The organism is Luteococcus sp., assembly GCF_043424415.1.
GTDB lineage: Bacteria > Actinomycetota > Actinomycetes > Propionibacteriales > Propionibacteriaceae > Luteococcus.
Map to the genome: position 1 here is coordinate 1 of NZ_JBHWOO010000029.1, position 16352 is coordinate 16352.

At 69.4% G+C, this 16352-nt stretch carries 17 protein-coding genes; 4 read left to right on the top strand and 13 right to left on the bottom strand.

Annotated elements, in window-relative coordinates; all coding sequences use genetic code 11:
- Positions 1 to 71 precede the first annotated feature (71 nt).
- The 8 genes from pknB to rfbB all read right to left on the bottom strand — a co-directional run bounded on the left by pknB (position 72) and on the right by rfbB (position 10292).
- Positions 72 to 2138 (bottom strand): Stk1 family PASTA domain-containing Ser/Thr kinase, encoded by a 2067-nt coding sequence (pknB, locus tag ACHFFZ_RS01535; protein WP_394274903.1) that lies wholly within the window; start codon positions 2136 to 2138, stop codon positions 72 to 74.
- Positions 2139 to 2253: 115 nt separating this feature from the next.
- Positions 2254 to 3681: a peptidoglycan D,D-transpeptidase FtsI family protein gene (locus ACHFFZ_RS01540; protein WP_394274904.1), complete on the bottom strand. Its 1428-nt coding sequence runs from the start codon at positions 3679 to 3681 to the stop codon at positions 2254 to 2256.
- Positions 3678 to 5084, bottom strand: coding sequence for an FtsW/RodA/SpoVE family cell cycle protein (locus tag ACHFFZ_RS01545; protein WP_394274905.1), 1407 nt, complete (start codon positions 5082 to 5084; stop codon positions 3678 to 3680). The genes ACHFFZ_RS01540 and ACHFFZ_RS01545 overlap by 4 nt, the downstream gene beginning before the upstream one ends.
- Positions 5084 to 6472: a PP2C family protein-serine/threonine phosphatase gene (locus ACHFFZ_RS01550; RefSeq protein WP_394274906.1), complete on the bottom strand. Its 1389-nt coding sequence runs from the start codon at positions 6470 to 6472 to the stop codon at positions 5084 to 5086. The genes ACHFFZ_RS01545 and ACHFFZ_RS01550 overlap by 1 nt, the downstream gene beginning before the upstream one ends.
- Positions 6472 to 6957, bottom strand: a complete 486-nt coding sequence (locus ACHFFZ_RS01555) for an FHA domain-containing protein (RefSeq protein ID WP_394274907.1) — start codon at positions 6955 to 6957, stop codon at positions 6472 to 6474. Before ACHFFZ_RS01555 ends, ACHFFZ_RS01550 begins: the two co-directional genes overlap by 1 nt.
- Positions 6954 to 7667 carry an FhaA domain-containing protein gene (locus tag ACHFFZ_RS01560; protein ID WP_394274908.1) on the bottom strand — a complete coding sequence of 238 codons (714 nt, stop codon included), beginning with the start codon at positions 7665 to 7667 and terminating at the stop codon, positions 6954 to 6956. The genes ACHFFZ_RS01555 and ACHFFZ_RS01560 overlap by 4 nt, the downstream gene beginning before the upstream one ends.
- A 243-nt stretch (positions 7668 to 7910) precedes the next feature.
- A complete protein-coding gene (locus ACHFFZ_RS01565) occupies positions 7911 to 9293 on the bottom strand; it encodes a sugar nucleotide-binding protein (protein WP_394274909.1) in 1383 nt (460 codons plus the stop codon).
- The gene (rfbB, locus tag ACHFFZ_RS01570) at positions 9294 to 10292 is read right to left on the bottom strand and encodes a dTDP-glucose 4,6-dehydratase (RefSeq protein WP_394274910.1); all 999 of its coding nucleotides are present in this window, start codon (positions 10290 to 10292) and stop codon (positions 9294 to 9296) included.
- A 94-nt stretch (positions 10293 to 10386) separates the two neighbouring features.
- On the opposite strand from rfbB, the gene rfbA reads away from it, so the two are divergent.
- Together rfbA and ACHFFZ_RS01580 are read left to right on the top strand one after the other, a co-directional pair.
- On the top strand, positions 10387 to 11253 hold the full coding sequence (gene rfbA, locus ACHFFZ_RS01575) for a glucose-1-phosphate thymidylyltransferase RfbA (protein ID WP_394274911.1): 867 nt from the start codon (positions 10387 to 10389) through the stop codon (positions 11251 to 11253).
- A gap of 186 nt (positions 11254 to 11439) precedes the next feature.
- A complete protein-coding gene (locus tag ACHFFZ_RS01580) occupies positions 11440 to 12204 on the top strand; it encodes a peptidoglycan DD-metalloendopeptidase family protein (RefSeq protein WP_394274912.1) in 765 nt (254 codons plus the stop codon).
- Positions 12205 to 12370: 166 nt separating this feature from the next.
- Here ACHFFZ_RS01580 and ACHFFZ_RS01585 read toward each other — a convergent pair whose 3' ends face one another.
- Complete coding sequence (locus tag ACHFFZ_RS01585; protein ID WP_394274913.1) at positions 12371 to 12706, bottom strand: MGMT family protein; 336 nt, start codon at positions 12704 to 12706, stop codon at positions 12371 to 12373.
- Positions 12707 to 12712: 6 nt separating this feature from the next.
- Positions 12713 to 13090 (bottom strand): globin, encoded by a 378-nt coding sequence (locus ACHFFZ_RS01590; protein WP_394274914.1) that lies wholly within the window; start codon positions 13088 to 13090, stop codon positions 12713 to 12715.
- Positions 13091 to 13201: 111 nt separating this feature from the next.
- Here ACHFFZ_RS01590 and ACHFFZ_RS01595 point away from each other — a divergent pair, with 111 nt between their 5' ends.
- Together ACHFFZ_RS01595 and ACHFFZ_RS01600 are read left to right on the top strand one after the other, a co-directional pair.
- A complete protein-coding gene (locus ACHFFZ_RS01595; protein ID WP_394274915.1) occupies positions 13202 to 13600 on the top strand; it encodes a hypothetical protein in 399 nt (132 codons plus the stop codon).
- Positions 13597 to 13899 (top strand): hypothetical protein, encoded by a 303-nt coding sequence (locus tag ACHFFZ_RS01600; protein WP_394274916.1) that lies wholly within the window; start codon positions 13597 to 13599, stop codon positions 13897 to 13899. Before ACHFFZ_RS01595 ends, ACHFFZ_RS01600 begins: the two co-directional genes overlap by 4 nt.
- 49 nt (positions 13900 to 13948) lie before the next feature.
- On the opposite strand, the gene ACHFFZ_RS01605 is transcribed toward ACHFFZ_RS01600, so the two are convergent.
- From ACHFFZ_RS01605 to ACHFFZ_RS01615, 3 genes are all read right to left on the bottom strand, one after another.
- Positions 13949 to 15343, bottom strand: coding sequence for an MFS transporter (locus tag ACHFFZ_RS01605; RefSeq protein ID WP_394274917.1), 1395 nt, complete (start codon positions 15341 to 15343; stop codon positions 13949 to 13951).
- 181 nt (positions 15344 to 15524) lie between these two features.
- Complete coding sequence (locus tag ACHFFZ_RS01610; RefSeq protein ID WP_394274918.1) at positions 15525 to 15890, bottom strand: MGMT family protein; 366 nt, start codon at positions 15888 to 15890, stop codon at positions 15525 to 15527.
- A gap of 16 nt (positions 15891 to 15906) precedes the next feature.
- Positions 15907 to 16326: a globin gene (locus ACHFFZ_RS01615; RefSeq protein ID WP_394274919.1), complete on the bottom strand. Its 420-nt coding sequence runs from the start codon at positions 16324 to 16326 to the stop codon at positions 15907 to 15909.
- Positions 16327 to 16352 lie beyond the last annotated feature (26 nt).

A 16352-nucleotide genomic window follows, 5' to 3' on the forward strand; every position in this document is an offset into this window, starting at 1 on the left:
AATGTCCACTGATGAACGTGGGCTGAGCCCGGCGTCTCGCGCAGTCACGTCCCAGGGCCGCAGTCCGGGGATCAGGGCGTCTGGGTGGGGGACGGCTCGGCGGTCTGGGTCGGCTCGTAGCGCCCCACGCCGATGGTCACCGTCGAACCCCGCTCTGCCTGGCCGCCAGCCGGGCTCTGGTCGACGACCTTGCCCTCCAGGTTCGGGTCGTTCACCGTCGAGCCGGAGACGGCCACGGTGAAGCCCGCGTCCTGCAGGGTCTTGGTGGCCACGGCGAGGGCCTGGTCGGTCACATTGGGCACCGGCAGGCTCTCCGAGGTCTCCTGGGCCGTCGGCGAGGCGGAGGCAGTGGCCGAGGGAGTCTGGGTGGGCTCCGGATCCCGGTAGCGGCCGACGATCAGCTGGACGGTGCTGCCACGCTCCACCCGCTTGCCGCCGGCCGGATTCTGCTCCAGCACCCGGCCGTCCTTGCCGGGCTCGGTGGTCTCGCGCTCGTTGACGGCCACCTCGAGTCCCAGTGTCTCCAGGGCAGAACGGGCCTCGTCCTGCGCCTGGTCGACGACCTTGGGCACGCGGACCTTGCCGGTGGCCAGGTAGACCTTGATGCCCTGCTTGGCCGACAGCACCACCTCGGCGCCGGAGGCCGGGTTGGAGGTGACCACCTCGCCCTTGTCCAGGTCGGGATGGTCGGCCTCCGCCTCGGCGGTGGCGTCGGCGAAAGTGATCCCGCTGCTCGCGAAGCCGGCGTCGACCAGCCGCTGGCGGGCCTGGTCACGCGAGAGCCCCACCAGGTCCGGCACCGTGACCGTCTTGGGACCGTCATTGATGGTGATCGTGACCGTCGAGCCCCTGCGGGCCTCCTTGCCGCCGGGCGGGTCCTGGTCGGTCACCTGGTTCTCGGTGGCGGCATCCCCGTTCACGTGCTGGGAGGTGACGCCGAAGCCCGCAGCCTTGAGGTCCGCGGTGGCGGCCTGCTCGTTCTGGCCCACCACCACCGGCACGGCCGTCATCTCGGGGTCGTCATTGGGGGTCAGCCACGCCCACAGCGTGAACCCGATCAGGGCCGCCAGCGCCAGTCCGAGGATGACCAGCACCCAGCCGACCAGGCTGCGGCGCCGGGGCTGCTCGTCCTCGACGGCAGTCAGTCCGGCCGTCTCGTCATCGACGGCCACAGCAGAGGGCGGGCTGACCGCGGTGCTGCCGCTGGCAGCCGACTCCGGCACCACGGCGGTCGCGGCCGTCGGCGGGCCGACCGGCGGCAGCGGGGCCGGCAGCGGTGCGGTGACCTGCTGGCCGGCGAGCAGACGGGCGATGTCGTCACGCATCTCCCGGGCGCTCTGGTAGCGCTCGTCCGGGTCCTTGGCCAGGCTCTTGAGCACGATGGCGTCCATGGACGGCGTCAGCTGCGGGTCGAGCTGGCTCGGCGGCGCCGGAGCCTCGCGCACGTGCTGGTAGGCGACGCTCACCGGGGAGTCGCCGATGAAGGGCGGACGGCCCACCAGCAGCTCGTAGAGCAGGCAGCCGGCCGAGTAGATGTCGCTGCGGGCGTCGACGGTCTCGCCGCGGGCCTGCTCGGGCGACAGGTACTGGGCGGTGCCGATCACGGCGGCCGTCTGGGTCATGGTGGCCGAGGTGTCGGCGACGGCGCGGGCGATGCCGAAGTCCATCACCTTCACCTGGCCGCTGGGGGTCAGCATCACATTGGCAGGCTTGATGTCGCGGTGGACGATGCCGGCGCGATGGCTGTGGCCCAGGGCGTCCAGGACGCCACGGCTGAGCTCGAAGGCCTGCTCGGGCGGCAGGGCGGTGTGGGTCTGCAGGAGCTCACGCAGGGTGTCGCCCTCCACCAGCTCCATCACGATCCACGGCACGGCGATGGTGCTGCGGTCGTCGATCTCCTCGCCGGTGTCATAGGTGGAGACAATGTTCGGGTGGTTCAGGCCGGCCGCGGCCTGCGCCTCGCGACGGAAGCGCGCCTGGAAGGTGGGGTCCGTGGCCAGGTCGACGCGCAGTCGCTTGACGGCCACGTCGCGCCCGAGCCGGATGTCACGGGCGCGCCACACCTCGGCCATTCCGCCACGGCCGATGACCTCGTCGAGCTGGTACCGGCCTCCCAGGAGGGGACGATCCTGCGTCATCGCGAGCATCCTTTCGGTGGGACTGCGCCCTCGTGCGTCGCCGGCGGGGGCGCAGTCCATTCTTGGGGTCGAATTTGGCAGCTGGACGGTGTCTTGGCAACAGTCTGCGCGTGGCTCATCGCATGGACTCCACGACGGAGGCCAGCACCGGGCCGCCCAGGCGGCCACCGGCGATCTCGCTGCGCTGGATGCCGGCGTCCTCGATGAAGACCGCGATGGCCAGGTCAGGGTCCTTCGAGAAGCCGACGAACCAGGCATAGGGCGGGCGCTCGGGCGAGGTCTGCGCGGTGCCGGTCTTGCCACCCACCTCGACGCCGCTGATCGCGGCCCGCTGGCCAGTACCCTGCTCGACGACGTTGACCATCATCTGCTGCAGCTGCCGCGCATTGTCGGCACTCATGGCCCGGCCCAGGCGCTTGCCGTTGTTGCCGCTGAGCGTGGACAGGTCGGGATTGCGCACCTGCTCCACCAGGTAGGGCTGCATGACGCGTCCGTCATTGGCGATCGCGGCCGCGACGACGGCCATCTGCACCGGGGTGGCGGCGACGTCGAACTGGCCGATGGCACTCATCGCCGTCTGGGCGCGGTCAGGGCTGGCGGGGAAGCGGCTGGTGACGGGGTTGAGGTCGCCCTCCAGCGAGGAGTCGAAGCCGAACTTCTCGGCCTGGGCACGCAGCGCGTCGTCGCCCAGCTGCAGGCCGAGGTTGGCGAAGGCGGTGTTGCAGCTGACCTGCAGCGCCTTGTCGATGGTGGAGCTGCTGCCGCCGCAGTCGACCTCATTGGTCAGCTTCGTGCGGGTGTTGGGCAGGGTGAGCGAGGCGGGGGAGGAGACCGTGGACTGCGCTGTCATCCCCGACTCGAGGGCCGCGGCGGCGGTGACCAGCTTGAAGGTGGAGCCGGGCGGGTAGACCTCTCGGGTGGCGCGATTGGTCAGTGGGCGCGAGGGATCGGCGTTCAGCTTGGTCCAGGCCTTGCGGGCGCTGGCCAGGTCGGTGGTGGCCAGGCTGTTGGGGTCATGGCTGGGGCTGCTGACCATGGCCTTGACCGCGCCGGTCTTCCAGTCCAGGGCCACGACGGCGCCGGTGCGCTTGCCCAGCGCCTCGGCGGCGGCGCGCTGGGCGCGCGGGTCCAGGGTGGTCTGCAGCGAGGCCCCCTCCGGCTGGCTGCCGGTGAGGGTGTTCATGGCGCGGCGGAAGACCTGGCTGTCGTCGGTGCCGGCGAGCTGGGTGTTGTACTGCTGCTCCAGTCCGGAGCGGGCGAAGTCATAGGAGTACCAGCCGGTGGCGTGGGCGTAGAGCGGCCCGTCGGAATAGGTGCGGCTGTACTTGAAGCGTCCCTCGGAAGCCTTGGACTGGGCGATGGCCTTGTCGCCCACCATGATCGCGCCGCGCTTCATCGCGTACTCGGCATCGCGGGTGCGACGGTTGCGCGGGTCGGCATCGAGCTGGGCGTCGCGCACGACCGCCAGGTAGCTGGCATTGAGCAGCAGCGCCAGGAACATCACGGCGGTCACCATGGCGAGGCGACGGATCGGGCGGTTCATGCCTGCCCCCTGACTGCCGGGATCTCGATGGTGTCCTCGTTCTGCAGCTCCGCGCGAACCGTGCTGTGCGGGGTGACCGGTGGGCGTCGGGCCTGGTGGCTGATCACCAGCAGGATGGCGATGATCACCCAGTTGGCCACCATGGAGCTTCCGCCCTGGCTCATGAAGGGGGTGGTCAGGCCGGTCAGCGGCAGCAGCCGGGTGACGCCGCCGATGATGGCGAAGACCTGCAGGGCGAAGGTGAAGCCCAGGCCGCAGGCCAGCAGCTTGCCGAAGGCGTCGTGGGAGGCCAGCGCCATGCGCAGGCTGCGGGCCACGATCAGCGCATAGACCATGATGACGGCCATCAGGCCCAGCACGCCGAGCTCCTCGCCGATGGCGGCGGCGATGAAGTCGCTCTTGGCGAAGGTGGTCAGGCCGGGACGGCCCAGCCCCCAGCCGCGGCCGGTCAGCCCGCCCCAGGCGAAGCCGAACTGGGCCTGGATCACCTGGTAGTTGGCGTCATAGTTCTCGAAGGGGTGCAGCCAGGCACCCACTCGCACCCGCACGTGCCCGGCGAACTGGTAGGCCAGGGCGCCGCCCAGGCCGATCATCAGCAGCCCGAGCACCGCCCAGCCGGCCTTCTCGGTGGCGACGTAGAGCATCATCACGAACAGCCCGAAGAAGAGCATCGAGGTGCCCAGGTCGTTCTGGAAGACCAGCACGGCCAGGCTGGCCAGCCACATGATCAGGATCGGGCCCAGGTCGCGAAGCCGCGGGAGGTCGATGCCGGCGAAGCGCCGCCCGGCCAGGGCGAGGACCTCGCGGCGCTCGGTGAGGTAGGCGGCGAAGGCGATGGCCAGCACGATCTTGGCCACCTCGGCGGGCTGGAAGCTGTAGCCGGCCACGCTGATCCAGATGCGCGCACCGTACTGGGCCCGTCCCAGGCCGGGCACCAGCGGCAGCAGCAGCAGGAAGAGGCCGAGCAGGAAGAGCAGGTAGGGGAAGCGCTGCAACCGGCGGTGGTCGCGCAGGAAGACCACCACGGCCGTGAACAGGGCCATGCCGAGGATGGTCCACAGCAGCTGGGTGGAGGCGTCATGGCGCACCGGGTCGGGGATCTGGTCGATCCGGTGGATCATCGCCAGCCCCAGCCCGTTGAGCAGCAGGACGCAGGGCAGGATCAGCGGGTCGGCCCAGGCCAGGCGCCAGCGCACCACCACGTGCATCGCCACGCCCAGGCCGAACCAGATGGCGGCCACCACCGCGAAGTTCCCCGGCAGGTCGCCGTAGAGGTTCATCTCGGTCAGGGCCCAGCCGGCCAGGCCGAAGCAGAGCGCGAACAGGTCCATCAACAGCTCCACCGTGCGCCTGCGGCGGTAGACGAAGCGGTCCCCGGTGGGGGTGGCTGGCAGCTGGCTCATCAGCAGCCCTCCAGGTCGATCCCGCCGGACCCGGGCGAGGCGCTGGCGGTGGCGCTTGTCATGGCACTGGGCGTCGCATTCGGCGCCGGCGCCGTGCTGGCCGCAGGTGTCCCGCCCTGCCGGCGTCGCTCACGACAGGCCTCGGCGTGGGTGCGCAGCTCCCCGACCGTCCTGCGGGCGGCCTCCAGGCTGCTGACCGGGATGGTGGTGCGCACCTGCTGGCGGTAGAAGGTGGGCAGGTCGTCGACGCGCACACCGGAGCGTTCGGCCACCTCGCCCAGCTCGCGTCCCAGCAGGGAACCGGGCACTCCACGGAAGATCGCCACCTGCTGCTGGTCCTCGCCGACGAAGTACTGGGTGCGGCTCCACTGCCAGGCGCCCCACAGTCCGGCCCCGGCGAGCAGCAGGAGGGCCGTGGTGACCGCCAGCCCGGCCAGGACGGGACGCATCCGTCCCTCCTTCGGGGCATAGCGGCGCGCCTCCTGCTCGTCCAGGACGGCCAGGTCGGGGCCCTCCAGGACGCGTTCGTCGCTGGCCGCCGGCTCCGGCTTCAGGTCGCCCAGGGGCAGGCCCTCGATGCCGACGAGGGTGTTCTCCTCGATCTCGGGCACCTCGGCATCGGCCGCGGCACCGACCAGCAGCGGGGCGGCGCCGTCCAGCGTGTCGTCGTGCGGGACGACATCGGCCAGGACGACCGTGATGTTGTCGGCCCCCCCGCCGCGGTGGGCGGCGGCCACCAGCTGGGCCATCGCCTCGTCCAGGTCGGGGGTTCCGGTGAGGATGTCCTCGATGACGGCATCGGGCACGAAGCCGCACAGGCCGTCGGAGCAGAACAGCAGGCGGTCGTCCAGGGCCAGCTCGACGCGGTCGGTGTCGGGATCATTGCTGGTCTGGCCGTTGAGCACCTTGAGCAGCAGCGAGCGGTGGGGGTGGATCGCGGCCTCGTCCAGGCTGATCTTGCCTTCGTCCACCAGCGACTGCACCCACGAGTGGTCGTGGGTGAGGCGGTGCAGGCGGCCGGTGCGGGCCAGGTAGCCCCGCGAGTCGCCGATGTGCACCAGGCCCAGCGCGGAGCCGGTGAACAGGGCACCGCAGACCGTGGTACCCATCCCGTCCAGGGTCGGGTCGGCCTTGACCAGGTCGGCCAGCAGGTCATTGGCGCGGTGCAGAGCCCCCGCCAGCACGACGGGCGCGTCCTCGATGGTGTGGCTGGCATCGGCGCGCAGCATCTCGCGGACGGCGACGGTTGAGGCCAGGTCGCCGGCGGCGGCCCCACCCATCCCGTCGGCCACCAGCAGCATGGTGGGCGAGGCATAGGCGGAGTCCTGGTTGTTCTTGCGCACCAGACCCACCTCGGAGTGGGCGCGCACATCGAGGGAGAAGACCATCAGGCCTCCAACCGCAGTTGGGTGCGCCCGATGCGGATCACGTCACCGGGGCCCACCGTGGTGGCCTGTGTCACCTGCACGGCATTGACATGGGTGCCATTGGTGCTGTCCAGATCCTCCACCACCCAGGTGCCCTTCTCGCCCGGCATGATCCGGGCATGGCGGGCACTGGCGAAGTCGTCGTCGATCTGCACCGTCGCACTACTGGCGCGGCCGATCGGCATGGTGCCCTCGAGCGGGTAGACCGCGCCGCGGGAACGGCCCTCGGTCACCACGAGGTGGCGGGCCACAGGGGTCTTCGAGCGCGCCTCGCGGCGGCGCCGGATCATGCCCAGGCGACCCTGGCGCACGGTGCGGCCGTCGGCGTCGACCTTCTCGCCGAAGATGTCGGTGCGGATGACGCCCGCGGCCAGCAGGATGAACATCCAGAAGAAGGCCAGGAAGGCGATGCGGCACAGCAGGACCAGGATCTCCGACAAGGTCACGCACCCACTGGGGAGTGCACGAGCATGCGCGTCGATCCGATCTCGATGCGCGAACCGTCGTCCAACTGGGCGTGGGGCACCTTCGAGCCGTTGACCACGATGCCATTGGTGGAGCCGAGGTCCTCGATGGTGATCGCGATGTCGTCGCCGCTGCCACGCACGTGGATCTGCGCATGCCGACGCGAGACGCCCGGATCGTTGATCCGCAGGTCCGCCTCGGAGCCGCGCCCGATCAGCAGACCGGGAGCGGTGAGCGGGTGGCGCACGCCGTTGACCTCGAGGACCAGCGCCGAACGCCGGATCATCGTGGTGGAGGCGGGGCCGTCGGCCTGCTCGATGCCGGCCACGGCGGCGCTGGTCACGGTGAAACGACCGGTGGGCAGGTTCGGGGCCAGCTCATAGGCGATCGAGATGGGGCCGTTGAAGACGTAGTGGCGTTCGGCGGCGTGCTCGCGCAGCTCCGGGACGATCTCGCTGGTCAGCGTCTTGGAATAGGGCACCAGGTGGTCATAGTCGTGCTGGCTGAGCTGCACGGTGAACTCATTGGGCACCAGGCGCTTGTCACGGCTCAGCAGGGTCGCCTCGGCGTCGAGCTCGCGCTGCAGCCGCGCGGCGATCTCGACCGGCTGCACGTCGCCCTTGAAGGCGCGCGCGAAGACTCCGTTGACGGCACCTTCGATCCTGTTCTCGAAACGATCGAACAGTCCCATCTGGCCCTCCTTCGGTCGGTGTTTTCCGCTGGTCCGTGGCCCTGGCCGGGTGCGCCCCGGGTGAGGACACATGACCATGGCCCGTTCGATCCTACCGGCCCCAGCTGTGATGGCCGGCCAGCCTCGAGCCCGGGTCCAGCAATCGTCGCCGCACAGGGGGCCCGCACCCCATGGCGACGACGTCCCGCCATCCTTGGGGGCGGCGGGACGTCGTCGACGAGCGGGGTCGTCGTGGGGCCGTGCTCAGCCCAGCAGCTCGCGCAGGCGCTGCTCGGCCGGGGCCGGGGTGAAGCCGGCGGCGATGATCTTGTCGAGCACCAGCGCGCTGTGCGTCGGGCGCGGCGAGATCTGCTTGCCGGCGGCATATTCCTCGGTGCTCACCGGGGTGACGTCGTCGGCGCTCGCACCCACCATCTCGAAGACCGTCCTGGCGATGTCCGCCCAGCTGCTGACCTCACCGGTGTTGGTGAGGTTGTAGGTGCCGTACTCGGCCCCCGTGCTGAGCAGATGGACGATGCCGGCGGCAAGGTCCTCGGTGAAGGTGAGGCGGCCGAACTGGTCGCTGACCACGGTGGGCTTGACGCCCTTCTTCGCAAGGTCCGCCATGATGCCGACAAAGTTCTTGCCCCCGCCGATCACCCAGCTGGTGCGCACGATGTAGTGCTCGGGCAGCGTGGCCACCAGCGCATCGCCGGCCGCCTTTGTCTGGCCGTAGACGCCCAGCGGGCTGAAGGCCTCGTCCTCGCGGTGCTCGGTGACCGTGCCGTCGAAGACATAGTCGGAGCTGACGTGCACCAGGCGGATGCGACGCTCGCGCGCCAGCTCCACCAGGTTCTGCACGGCCGTCACATTGGCGGCCCAGCAGTCACGCCGGCCCTGCTCGGTCTCGGCCACGTCCACCGCGGTGTAGGCCGCCGCATTGACGATGGTGCCCACCTGGTTCCAGTCGAAGGACTGCACGGCCTCGCGGTCGGTCAGGTCCAGTTCGGTGCGGTCCAGGCCCACGGCGTCGGGCAGCAGCGCCATCAGGCCCTGGCCCAGCTGGCCCTTGGCGCCCAGCACCACGGTCCGCTTCGCGGGCATCGGCGAGACATCGGCCAGGCGCGGGTGCGCCTTGTCGGCATCGCTGATCTCGGCCTGGTCCAGTGGGATCGGCCACTCGATGGCGGCGGTCTCGTCGGCCAGGTTGAGGTAGGTGTAGCTGGCCCGTGCCTCGGGGCTCCAGTGGTCGTTGACCAGATAGGTGTAGGCGGTGCCGTCCTCCAGCGCCTGGTAGCCATTGGCCACCCCGCGCGGGACGAAGACGGCCGTCTCCGGACCCATCTCCAGGGAGAACTTCGCGCCGAAGCTCTCCCCCTCGCGCAGGTCCACCCAAGCGCCCATGATGCGGCCGGTGGCCAGGCTGACGTACTTGTCCCACGGCTCGGCGTGCAGACCACGAGTCGCACCCTTGGAGGTGTTGAAGCTCATGTTGTTCTGCACCGGGCCGAAGTCGGGCAGGCCCAGCTCCAGCATCTTCGCCCGCTGCCAGTTCTCCTTGAACCAGCCGCGGTTGTCGCCCGGCATGGGCAGGGTCAGCACGATCATCCCCGGGATCGGGGTGGTGCGTGCCTCAAGCCCCGCCATTCACTGACCTGCCTTCGCGTACTTGGCCTCGGTGGCCTCCTTCATCGGGCGCCACCAGGACTCGTTGTCCTTGTACCAGTCGATGGTGGCCTGCAGGCCGCTCTCGAAGTCCTCGTACTGCGGCTGCCAGCCCAGCTCGTCGACCAGCTTGGTGTTGTCGATGGCGTAACGCATGTCGTGGCCCGGACGGTCGGTCACGTGGTCGAAGTCGTCGGCCTGCTTGCCCATCATCGTGAGGATGAGCTGCATGACCTCGAGGTTGTTCTTCTCACCGTCGGAGCCGATCAGGTAGGTCTCACCGGAGCGGCCCTTCTCGATGATCTCCAGCACGGCGGAGTTGTGGTCGTCCACATGGATCCAGTCGCGCACGTTCTCGCCGGCCCCGTAGAGCTTCGGGCGAATCCCGCAGATCACATTGGTGATCTGGCGCGGGATGAACTTCTCGATGTGCTGGCGCGGGCCGTAGTTGTTCGAGCAGTTGCTCAGCGTCGCGGTGATGCCGAAGGAACGCACCCAGGCGCGCACCAGCAGGTCGGAGCCGGCCTTGGTGGAGCTGTAGGGGCTCGACGGGTTGTAGGGCGTGTGCTCGGTGAACTTCGCCGGGTCGTCGAGCTCCAGGTCGCCGTAGACCTCGTCGGTGCTCACGTGGTGGAAGCGCTTGCCGTGCTTGCGCACCGCCTCCAGCAGCGTGTAGGTGCCGATCAGGTTGGTCTTGATGAAGGGCGACGGGTCGTTGAGCGAGTTGTCGTTGTGGCTCTCCGCGGCGAAGTGCACGACGACGTCGCTGGCCGCCACGAGACGCTCGACGAGCTGCGCGTCGCAGATGTCGCCCTCGACCAGCTCGAAGCGGTCGGCGGGCAGGCCGTCCAGGCTCGCGCGATTGCCTGCATAGGTCATGGCGTCAATGACGGTGACGACGTGGTCGGAGTGGGCCAGCAGGTGGTGCACGAAGTTGCTGCCGATGAACCCCGCTCCACCGGTGACAAGAATGTTGGACATGGCGTCGACCCTATCGGGCGGTTCCTGTGGCGGCGCCCAGAGCGGGCGGGGCCCGCAAGCCCAACAGGGACAGGGAAGGTGCCAGACTGGCGACATGCACGGAATCATTCTCGCCGGTGGGTCCGGTACCCGACTCCACCCGATCACGATGGCCAACAGCAAGCAGCTGGTGCCCGTCTACGACAAGCCGATGATCTACTACCCCCTGTCCACGCTGATCTTCGCGGGCATCAAGGACATCCTGGTCATCACCACGCCGCACGAGGCCGACGGCTTCAAGCGCCTGCTCGGTGACGGCTCGCAGTTCGGCGTCAACATCAGCTACGCCGTCCAGCCCGAACCCAAGGGCCTGGCACAGGCCTTCACCATCGGTGAGGACTTCGCCAAGGGCAACAAGGTCTGCCTCGTCCTGGGTGACAACATCTTCTACGGTGCCGGCCTGGGCACCCAGCTCAAGCGCTTCGAGAACATCGACGGTGCCGCCGTCTTCGCCTACTGGGTTGCAGAACCCGAGGCCTATGGCGTCGTCGAGTTCGACGACAACGGCACCGCGCTGTCGCTGGAGGAGAAGCCGAAGCAGCCCAAGAGCCACTACGCCGTCCCCGGCCTGTACTTCTACGACGAGGACGTCATCGAGATTGCCAAGTCGCTGGAGCCGTCGCCGCGTGGCGAGTACGAGATCACCGACGTGAACCGCATCTACCTGGAGCGCAAGAAGCTGCAGGTCGAGGTGCTGCCACGCGGCACCGCCTGGCTCGACACCGGAACCTTCGACTCGCTCAATGACGCCGGCAACTTCGTGCGCACCATCCAGGCCCGTCAGGGCCTGCAGGTGGGTTGCCCGGAGGAGGCCGCCTGGCGTCTGGGCTTCCTCAGCGACGACGAGCTGCGCGAGCGCGGGGAGAAGCTGGCCAAGTCCGGCTACGGCGACTACCTCGTCGGGCTGCTGGACAACCGCTGAAGACGCTGGGCATCGGCTGATGACGCGTGCTGGCCGCTTGGTCAGCACACCATCAGATTCCAGAAGCCCCGGAGAACTTCTCCGGGCCCCCGCCCACACCCTGATCCCCTGAACTCCACCCGGTCCCCGAGCCCCAACCCCGGTCCCCGAGCCTGTCGAGGGGCCTCCCGTCGAAGGAGGACGACGATGTCCGCAAGCACTCGACTTGCCCTCGCGCTGGTGGTGCTGGGAGCCACGGCCTGCGCTCCCGAGACACCCCAAGCGCCCCAGGACCCGGAGCCGAGCCGGACGAGTACGCCGGTTCCTTCCGCCACCCCGTCGGTCACAACCGCGTCGTCCACACCGTCCGCGTCGCCCATCCCCTCCGCGTCGGACTCCCCGACGAGGAGTTCCGCGCCCAGCCCCTCGGGCAGGGTGGTGCGCACCTCCTTCGGCGCCGCCCTGGATCCGTCGAAGTGCACCGCCAGCTCCGAGTACTGGCGGGGAAACCGTCGCTTCTACTTGAACGGCGAGGACTCCCAGGAGGGGTGCTTCACCTCCCCCTGGTTCGGGGGAAGTCATCCGGTGATGCTCTCCTACGGGCGCACGGTGGCGCCCTGGTACGCCTCGCACGTGCACCACGGCGTCGACGTCGACATGCCCGAGGGGACCCCGGTGCGTTCCGGGGTAGCGGGCACGGTGCACGTCAGGCCGTCCACGATGGGTGCCTCCTACGGCAGCAAGCGCCTGCTGGTGCGCTCCGACGGCCGGGACCTCGTGATCGGCCATCTCGGCGAGTTGGCGGTGGCCGACGGCCAGCGGGTGCAGCCGGGTGATCTGTTGGGGCGCAGCGGAATGAATGGCTGTGAGCAGCAGGACGGGCCGCACCTGCACTTCGAGGTGCGCCCGTCGGGCACCGGTTACCAGTCGGCCGTCGACCCGTGGGAGTCGCTGCGGATGAGCCGCGCCTGAGGCTGCTTCCGTGGCCCGAGCCCCGTTCCGTCGCCCGAGCTTGTCGAGGGCCGGCTGTCACGACGACGTGCACAGTCCACTGCGCACCCCCGACCCGCAGGGGCATGCGCTGCAGCGGGTGCCCGTGTCGGCCCGACGTGCGGGGTCGACTGCGCACGTCGAAAGGTCAGCGGAGGTCCGCCGTCGCCTCCCGCCACGCATCTGTCAGGGCGAGGAGGTCCGTCCGGTGGGCGGTGATCCGACAGCCCCGGCCGTTGGCCTTGCCGGTGATCACCTCGCGCTGCCAGTGCTCGCGGGCCTCGTCGACGAGGTGGGCGGGCAGCTCCCCGGAGGCATTGGTGACCCGCCACCAGCAGACCGATGAACCGTCGCGCGCCACCACGGCGCCCACCTGCCGTGGCCCCGTCCCCACAATGCCGGCGAGGTCTCCACAGGAAGCCACCTCACCCGGAGGAATCAGCTCAGCGGCGCGCAGCACCAGTTCGGTGAGCAGTTCGCCCATCGGTGCTCAGGCCAGCGTGTTGACCAGCGAGTTGGCGGCGCGGGTCAGGTAGTCGCGGAAGGCGGCGTCGTGCTCGGCGACGAGCTGGAGTTCGTCGAGGCTGGTCAGCATGTAGCGAAGCCAGGTGTCGCGCTCGGCGGGGGTGATCCGGAAGACGTTGTGACGCATCCGCAGACGCGGGTGGCCGCGGTTCTCCTGGTAGGTCTTCGGGCCTCCCCAGTACTGCTCCAGGAAGGTGCACAGCCGCTCCTCGGCCGGGCCCAGGTCATCTTCGGGGTAGAGCTTGCGGAACTCGGGATCGGCCGCCACCTGCTCGTAGAAGCGGTGCACCAGCCGCTGGAAGGTCTCGTGGCCACCGACGGCGTCGTAGAAGGTCTCGCTCACCTCTCCAACCTGGCAGGCGTGGCGCACGCCCGACGAGCGGCCGCTGCGCCCTGGGCTTCGGGCTGCCGGCCCCCGCCGGCTCCATGAGCCCCCCGATCCTGGAGAAGAACCATGCGAAGCCCCGTCGCCCTCCTCTGCCTGTCCTTTGCAGTCCCCGTCCTGGCCGCACAGAGCCCTACGGCCACGGCGGCCTCGTGCCCCGCCCACGCGCCCGGCACCTCGGTGCACTACACCACCTCCCAGCAGGTGATGGTGGCCGACCGTACCTCCGGTTCCCGCGGCACCTGGGCGCGCTATGAGTGGCGCGGCATCAAGAAGGGCTGCTGGGTGAAGGTCAGCGCCACCAGTACGGCCCGTTTTGGCAGTGGGGGCGTTGTGCCCGCGGCCCGGCGTCGCCAGAACACCAACACGACGCCCGCCGGCAGCTTCGCCATCAAGTACGCCTCGGTAAGGGCAATCCGGGTACGCGGATTGCCTACCGCCGGATCACCACCCGCTCCGTGTGGGTGAACAATCCGCGGCTGAAGGACCACAACCGTTGGCGTGAGAACAGCACCCTGTCCGGCCGCGGGATCGGCGAGGACCTGTCCCGCTACCGTGACCGCGGCCTCTACCGTCAGGCCGCGGTGATCGGCTACAACTACGACCGGCCCGTCCGCTACGGCGCCGGATCCGGGTCCGGGATCTTCCTGCACTACTCGTCGACGGCGGCCGGCGGCTGCATCGGGCTGACCAACCGACGCGAGCTGAACCGCACCATCGCCTGGCTGGACCCCGCGAAGAAGCCCCGGATGGCGATCAGGGCCTGACAGCGCCCCGGGCCGGGAGCCCCAGACTCTCCCGGCCCGGGCATCTGGCTCAGGCCTTGAAGACGGCCTCCTCGATGAACAGCTCCTGGTGGGTCTGGCACCGGGCGGTCTCCTTGGACAGGAAGATCGCGATGGTGGAGATGGCGAACAGCACGGTGCCGTAGATGGCCAGATGGGTGAGCCCCACCTGCGGGTTGACCAGGCGGCCGGCGATCAGCGGGGCGGTGCCCGCACCGATGATGGAGGCCATCTGGAAGGTCATGCCCGCGCCGGTGTAGCGGTGGGCGGCGTCGAACTTCTCGCTCAGGAAGGCGCCGATGGGGCCGTACTGGGCGGGCTGGACCAGACCGACCAGGGTGACGAAGCCGATCCAGACCAGGGTGCGCTCGGTGCTCTGAATGGCGTTGAAGCACAGCCACATGCCGATCACGGAGACCACGCCGCCGGCCATCATCGTGGGGCGGCGGCCGAAGCGGTCACTGAGCCAGGCGACGAAGGGGATCGTGAAGACGGCGATCACCGATCCGGTGGTGTTCATCATCAGTGCCTCGGAGCGGCTGATCGGATCGCCCGCGGCGGCGGTGGTCTTCACGATGTAGGGAACGATGAAGGTGGCGCCGACGCCCTGCAGGAAGAGGCCCGCCGCACCGGCCAGCGAGCCGAGCACGAGTTCCGTGGGGGCGTCGCGGAACATCTTCACCAGCGGAATTCCGGTCTGTACCTTGCCCGCTCGAAGGGCTTCTTCGAACTCGGGAGACTCGGTGACGCGCGAGCGCAGGAACAGGCCCAGGATCACGATGCCGGCGCTGAACAGGAAGGGCACGCGCCAGCCCCAGTCGTCGAGGAAGTAGCGGCCTGCCGGGTTGGCGAACTGGTCGCCGGCGACGCCGGCAAAGATTGCCAGCACCAGGGTGGACAGCACGGCACCGGTGGGGCCGCCGGCCACGGCCAGCGAAGCGCCGAAGCCCTTGTTCTTCTCCGACGAGTGCTCCATGGCCATCAGCGTGGCGCCGGCCCACTCGCCACCGACGGCCAGGCCCTGCAGGGTTCGCAGGACGACCATCAGGATGGGGGCCCAGACACCGATCTGGTTCGACGAGGGCATCAGGCCGATGGCCACCGAGACCAGGCCCATGGTCAGCAGGGTGATGATCAGCACATTCTTGCGGCCGTACTTGTCGCCGAAGTGTCCGAAGGCCATCGAGCCCACGGGGCGGGCGATGTAGCCGATCAGCAGGATGACGAAGCTGAGCGTGACACCCATCTCAGGGGAGAGGTTGCCGAAGAAGAGCTTGGGGAAGACCAGGCCGGCGGCCGCGGCGTACAGCAGGAAGTCGTAGTACTCCACGGTGCTGCCCAGATAGCTCGAGATGACGGCGCGGCGCCGCTCCTTTGGGTTGGTTGGCATGGGGGCCGCAATCGCGGCAGTGGTGTTCTCGGTCATGTGCTCTCCGTCGAGTGGTGGCCGGGTGTACGGAGAGTGTTGCTTCAGGAAATGAGAGTGTTCATTGCGTCGTTCCGGGAGCTGGAACGGGCTTTCTGCACAAGGGATCGTTCCGGATTTCGGGCCTTGGAGGGCGGGGTGGGGGTGGGCGCTGGTGGTCCGGCGCCGCTGACCGGGTGCGTCACCGATCCAGGTCGGCCGCCGCTTCCTGCCATGCGGCGGCCAGTGCGTCCAGGTCGCAGCCGTGGTCGGCGATCCGGCACCCGTTGCCGTCACCTCGCAGCACGATCCCCTCGACGTGCCAGTGCGCCCGGGCCTCGGGCAGCAGGTGGGCCGGCAGTGCGCCAGAGGCGCTGACCACCCGCCACCAGGCCACGGCCCGTCCGTGGTTGGCCAGCACTTGGCCGACCTGCCGGGCGCCGACCCCGACCACCGCTCCCAGCTGGCCGAAGGCGACGACCTGCCCACGCGGGACGAGTTCGACGGCCCGCAGCACCTTCTCGGTGCGCAGCATCACGGCAAGGGCGCGCTCCTCCGGCTGGGGCATGGGCTTCCTCTGGGGGTCAGGAGACTGTTCGGCGGGGTGCGATGTTCGTCCCGCCCTGGTCGTCGAAGGTGTTGACCAGCGACCATGCGGCCCGGGTCAGGTAGTCGCGCAGGGCAGCATCGTGCTCGGGGGTCAACTGGAGCTCGTCGAGGCTGGTCAGCATGTACTTCAGCCAGGTGTCGCGCTCGGCAGGGGTGATGCGGAAGACGTTGTGGCGCATGCGCAGCCGCGGGTGGCCGCGATTCTCCTGGTAGGTCTTCGGCCCGCCCCAGTACTGCTCCAGGAAGGTGCGCAGACGGTCCTCGGCGGGGCCGAGGTCCTGCTCGGGGTAGAGGGCGCGGAACTCTGCATCCGCGGCCACCTGCTCGTAGAAGCGGCGCACCAGCTTCTCGAATGTCTCGTGGCCGCCCACGGCGTCATAGAAGGTCTCGCTCACCCGTCCAGTCTGTCAGGAGTGGCTGG

Coding starts and splice junctions, on each gene's coding strand:
- pknB (WP_394274903.1), bottom strand. CDS start 2,138: ATGACGCAGGATCGTCCCCTCCTGGGAGGCCGGTACCAGCTCGACGAG.
- ACHFFZ_RS01540 (WP_394274904.1), bottom strand. CDS start 3,681: ATGAACCGCCCGATCCGTCGCCTCGCCATGGTGACCGCCGTGATGTTC.
- ACHFFZ_RS01545 (WP_394274905.1), bottom strand. CDS start 5,084: ATGAGCCAGCTGCCAGCCACCCCCACCGGGGACCGCTTCGTCTACCGC.
- ACHFFZ_RS01550 (WP_394274906.1), bottom strand. CDS start 6,472: ATGGTCTTCTCCCTCGATGTGCGCGCCCACTCCGAGGTGGGTCTGGTG.
- ACHFFZ_RS01560 (WP_394274908.1), bottom strand. CDS start 7,667: ATGGGACTGTTCGATCGTTTCGAGAACAGGATCGAAGGTGCCGTCAAC.
- ACHFFZ_RS01565 (WP_394274909.1), bottom strand. CDS start 9,293: ATGGCGGGGCTTGAGGCACGCACCACCCCGATCCCGGGGATGATCGTG.
- rfbB (WP_394274910.1), bottom strand. CDS start 10,292: ATGTCCAACATTCTTGTCACCGGTGGAGCGGGGTTCATCGGCAGCAAC.
- rfbA (WP_394274911.1), top strand. CDS start 10,387: ATGCACGGAATCATTCTCGCCGGTGGGTCCGGTACCCGACTCCACCCG.
- ACHFFZ_RS01580 (WP_394274912.1), top strand. CDS start 11,440: ATGTCCGCAAGCACTCGACTTGCCCTCGCGCTGGTGGTGCTGGGAGCC.
- ACHFFZ_RS01585 (WP_394274913.1), bottom strand. CDS start 12,706: ATGGGCGAACTGCTCACCGAACTGGTGCTGCGCGCCGCTGAGCTGATT.
- ACHFFZ_RS01595 (WP_394274915.1), top strand. CDS start 13,202: ATGCGAAGCCCCGTCGCCCTCCTCTGCCTGTCCTTTGCAGTCCCCGTC.
- ACHFFZ_RS01605 (WP_394274917.1), bottom strand. CDS start 15,343: ATGACCGAGAACACCACTGCCGCGATTGCGGCCCCCATGCCAACCAAC.
- ACHFFZ_RS01610 (WP_394274918.1), bottom strand. CDS start 15,890: ATGCCCCAGCCGGAGGAGCGCGCCCTTGCCGTGATGCTGCGCACCGAG.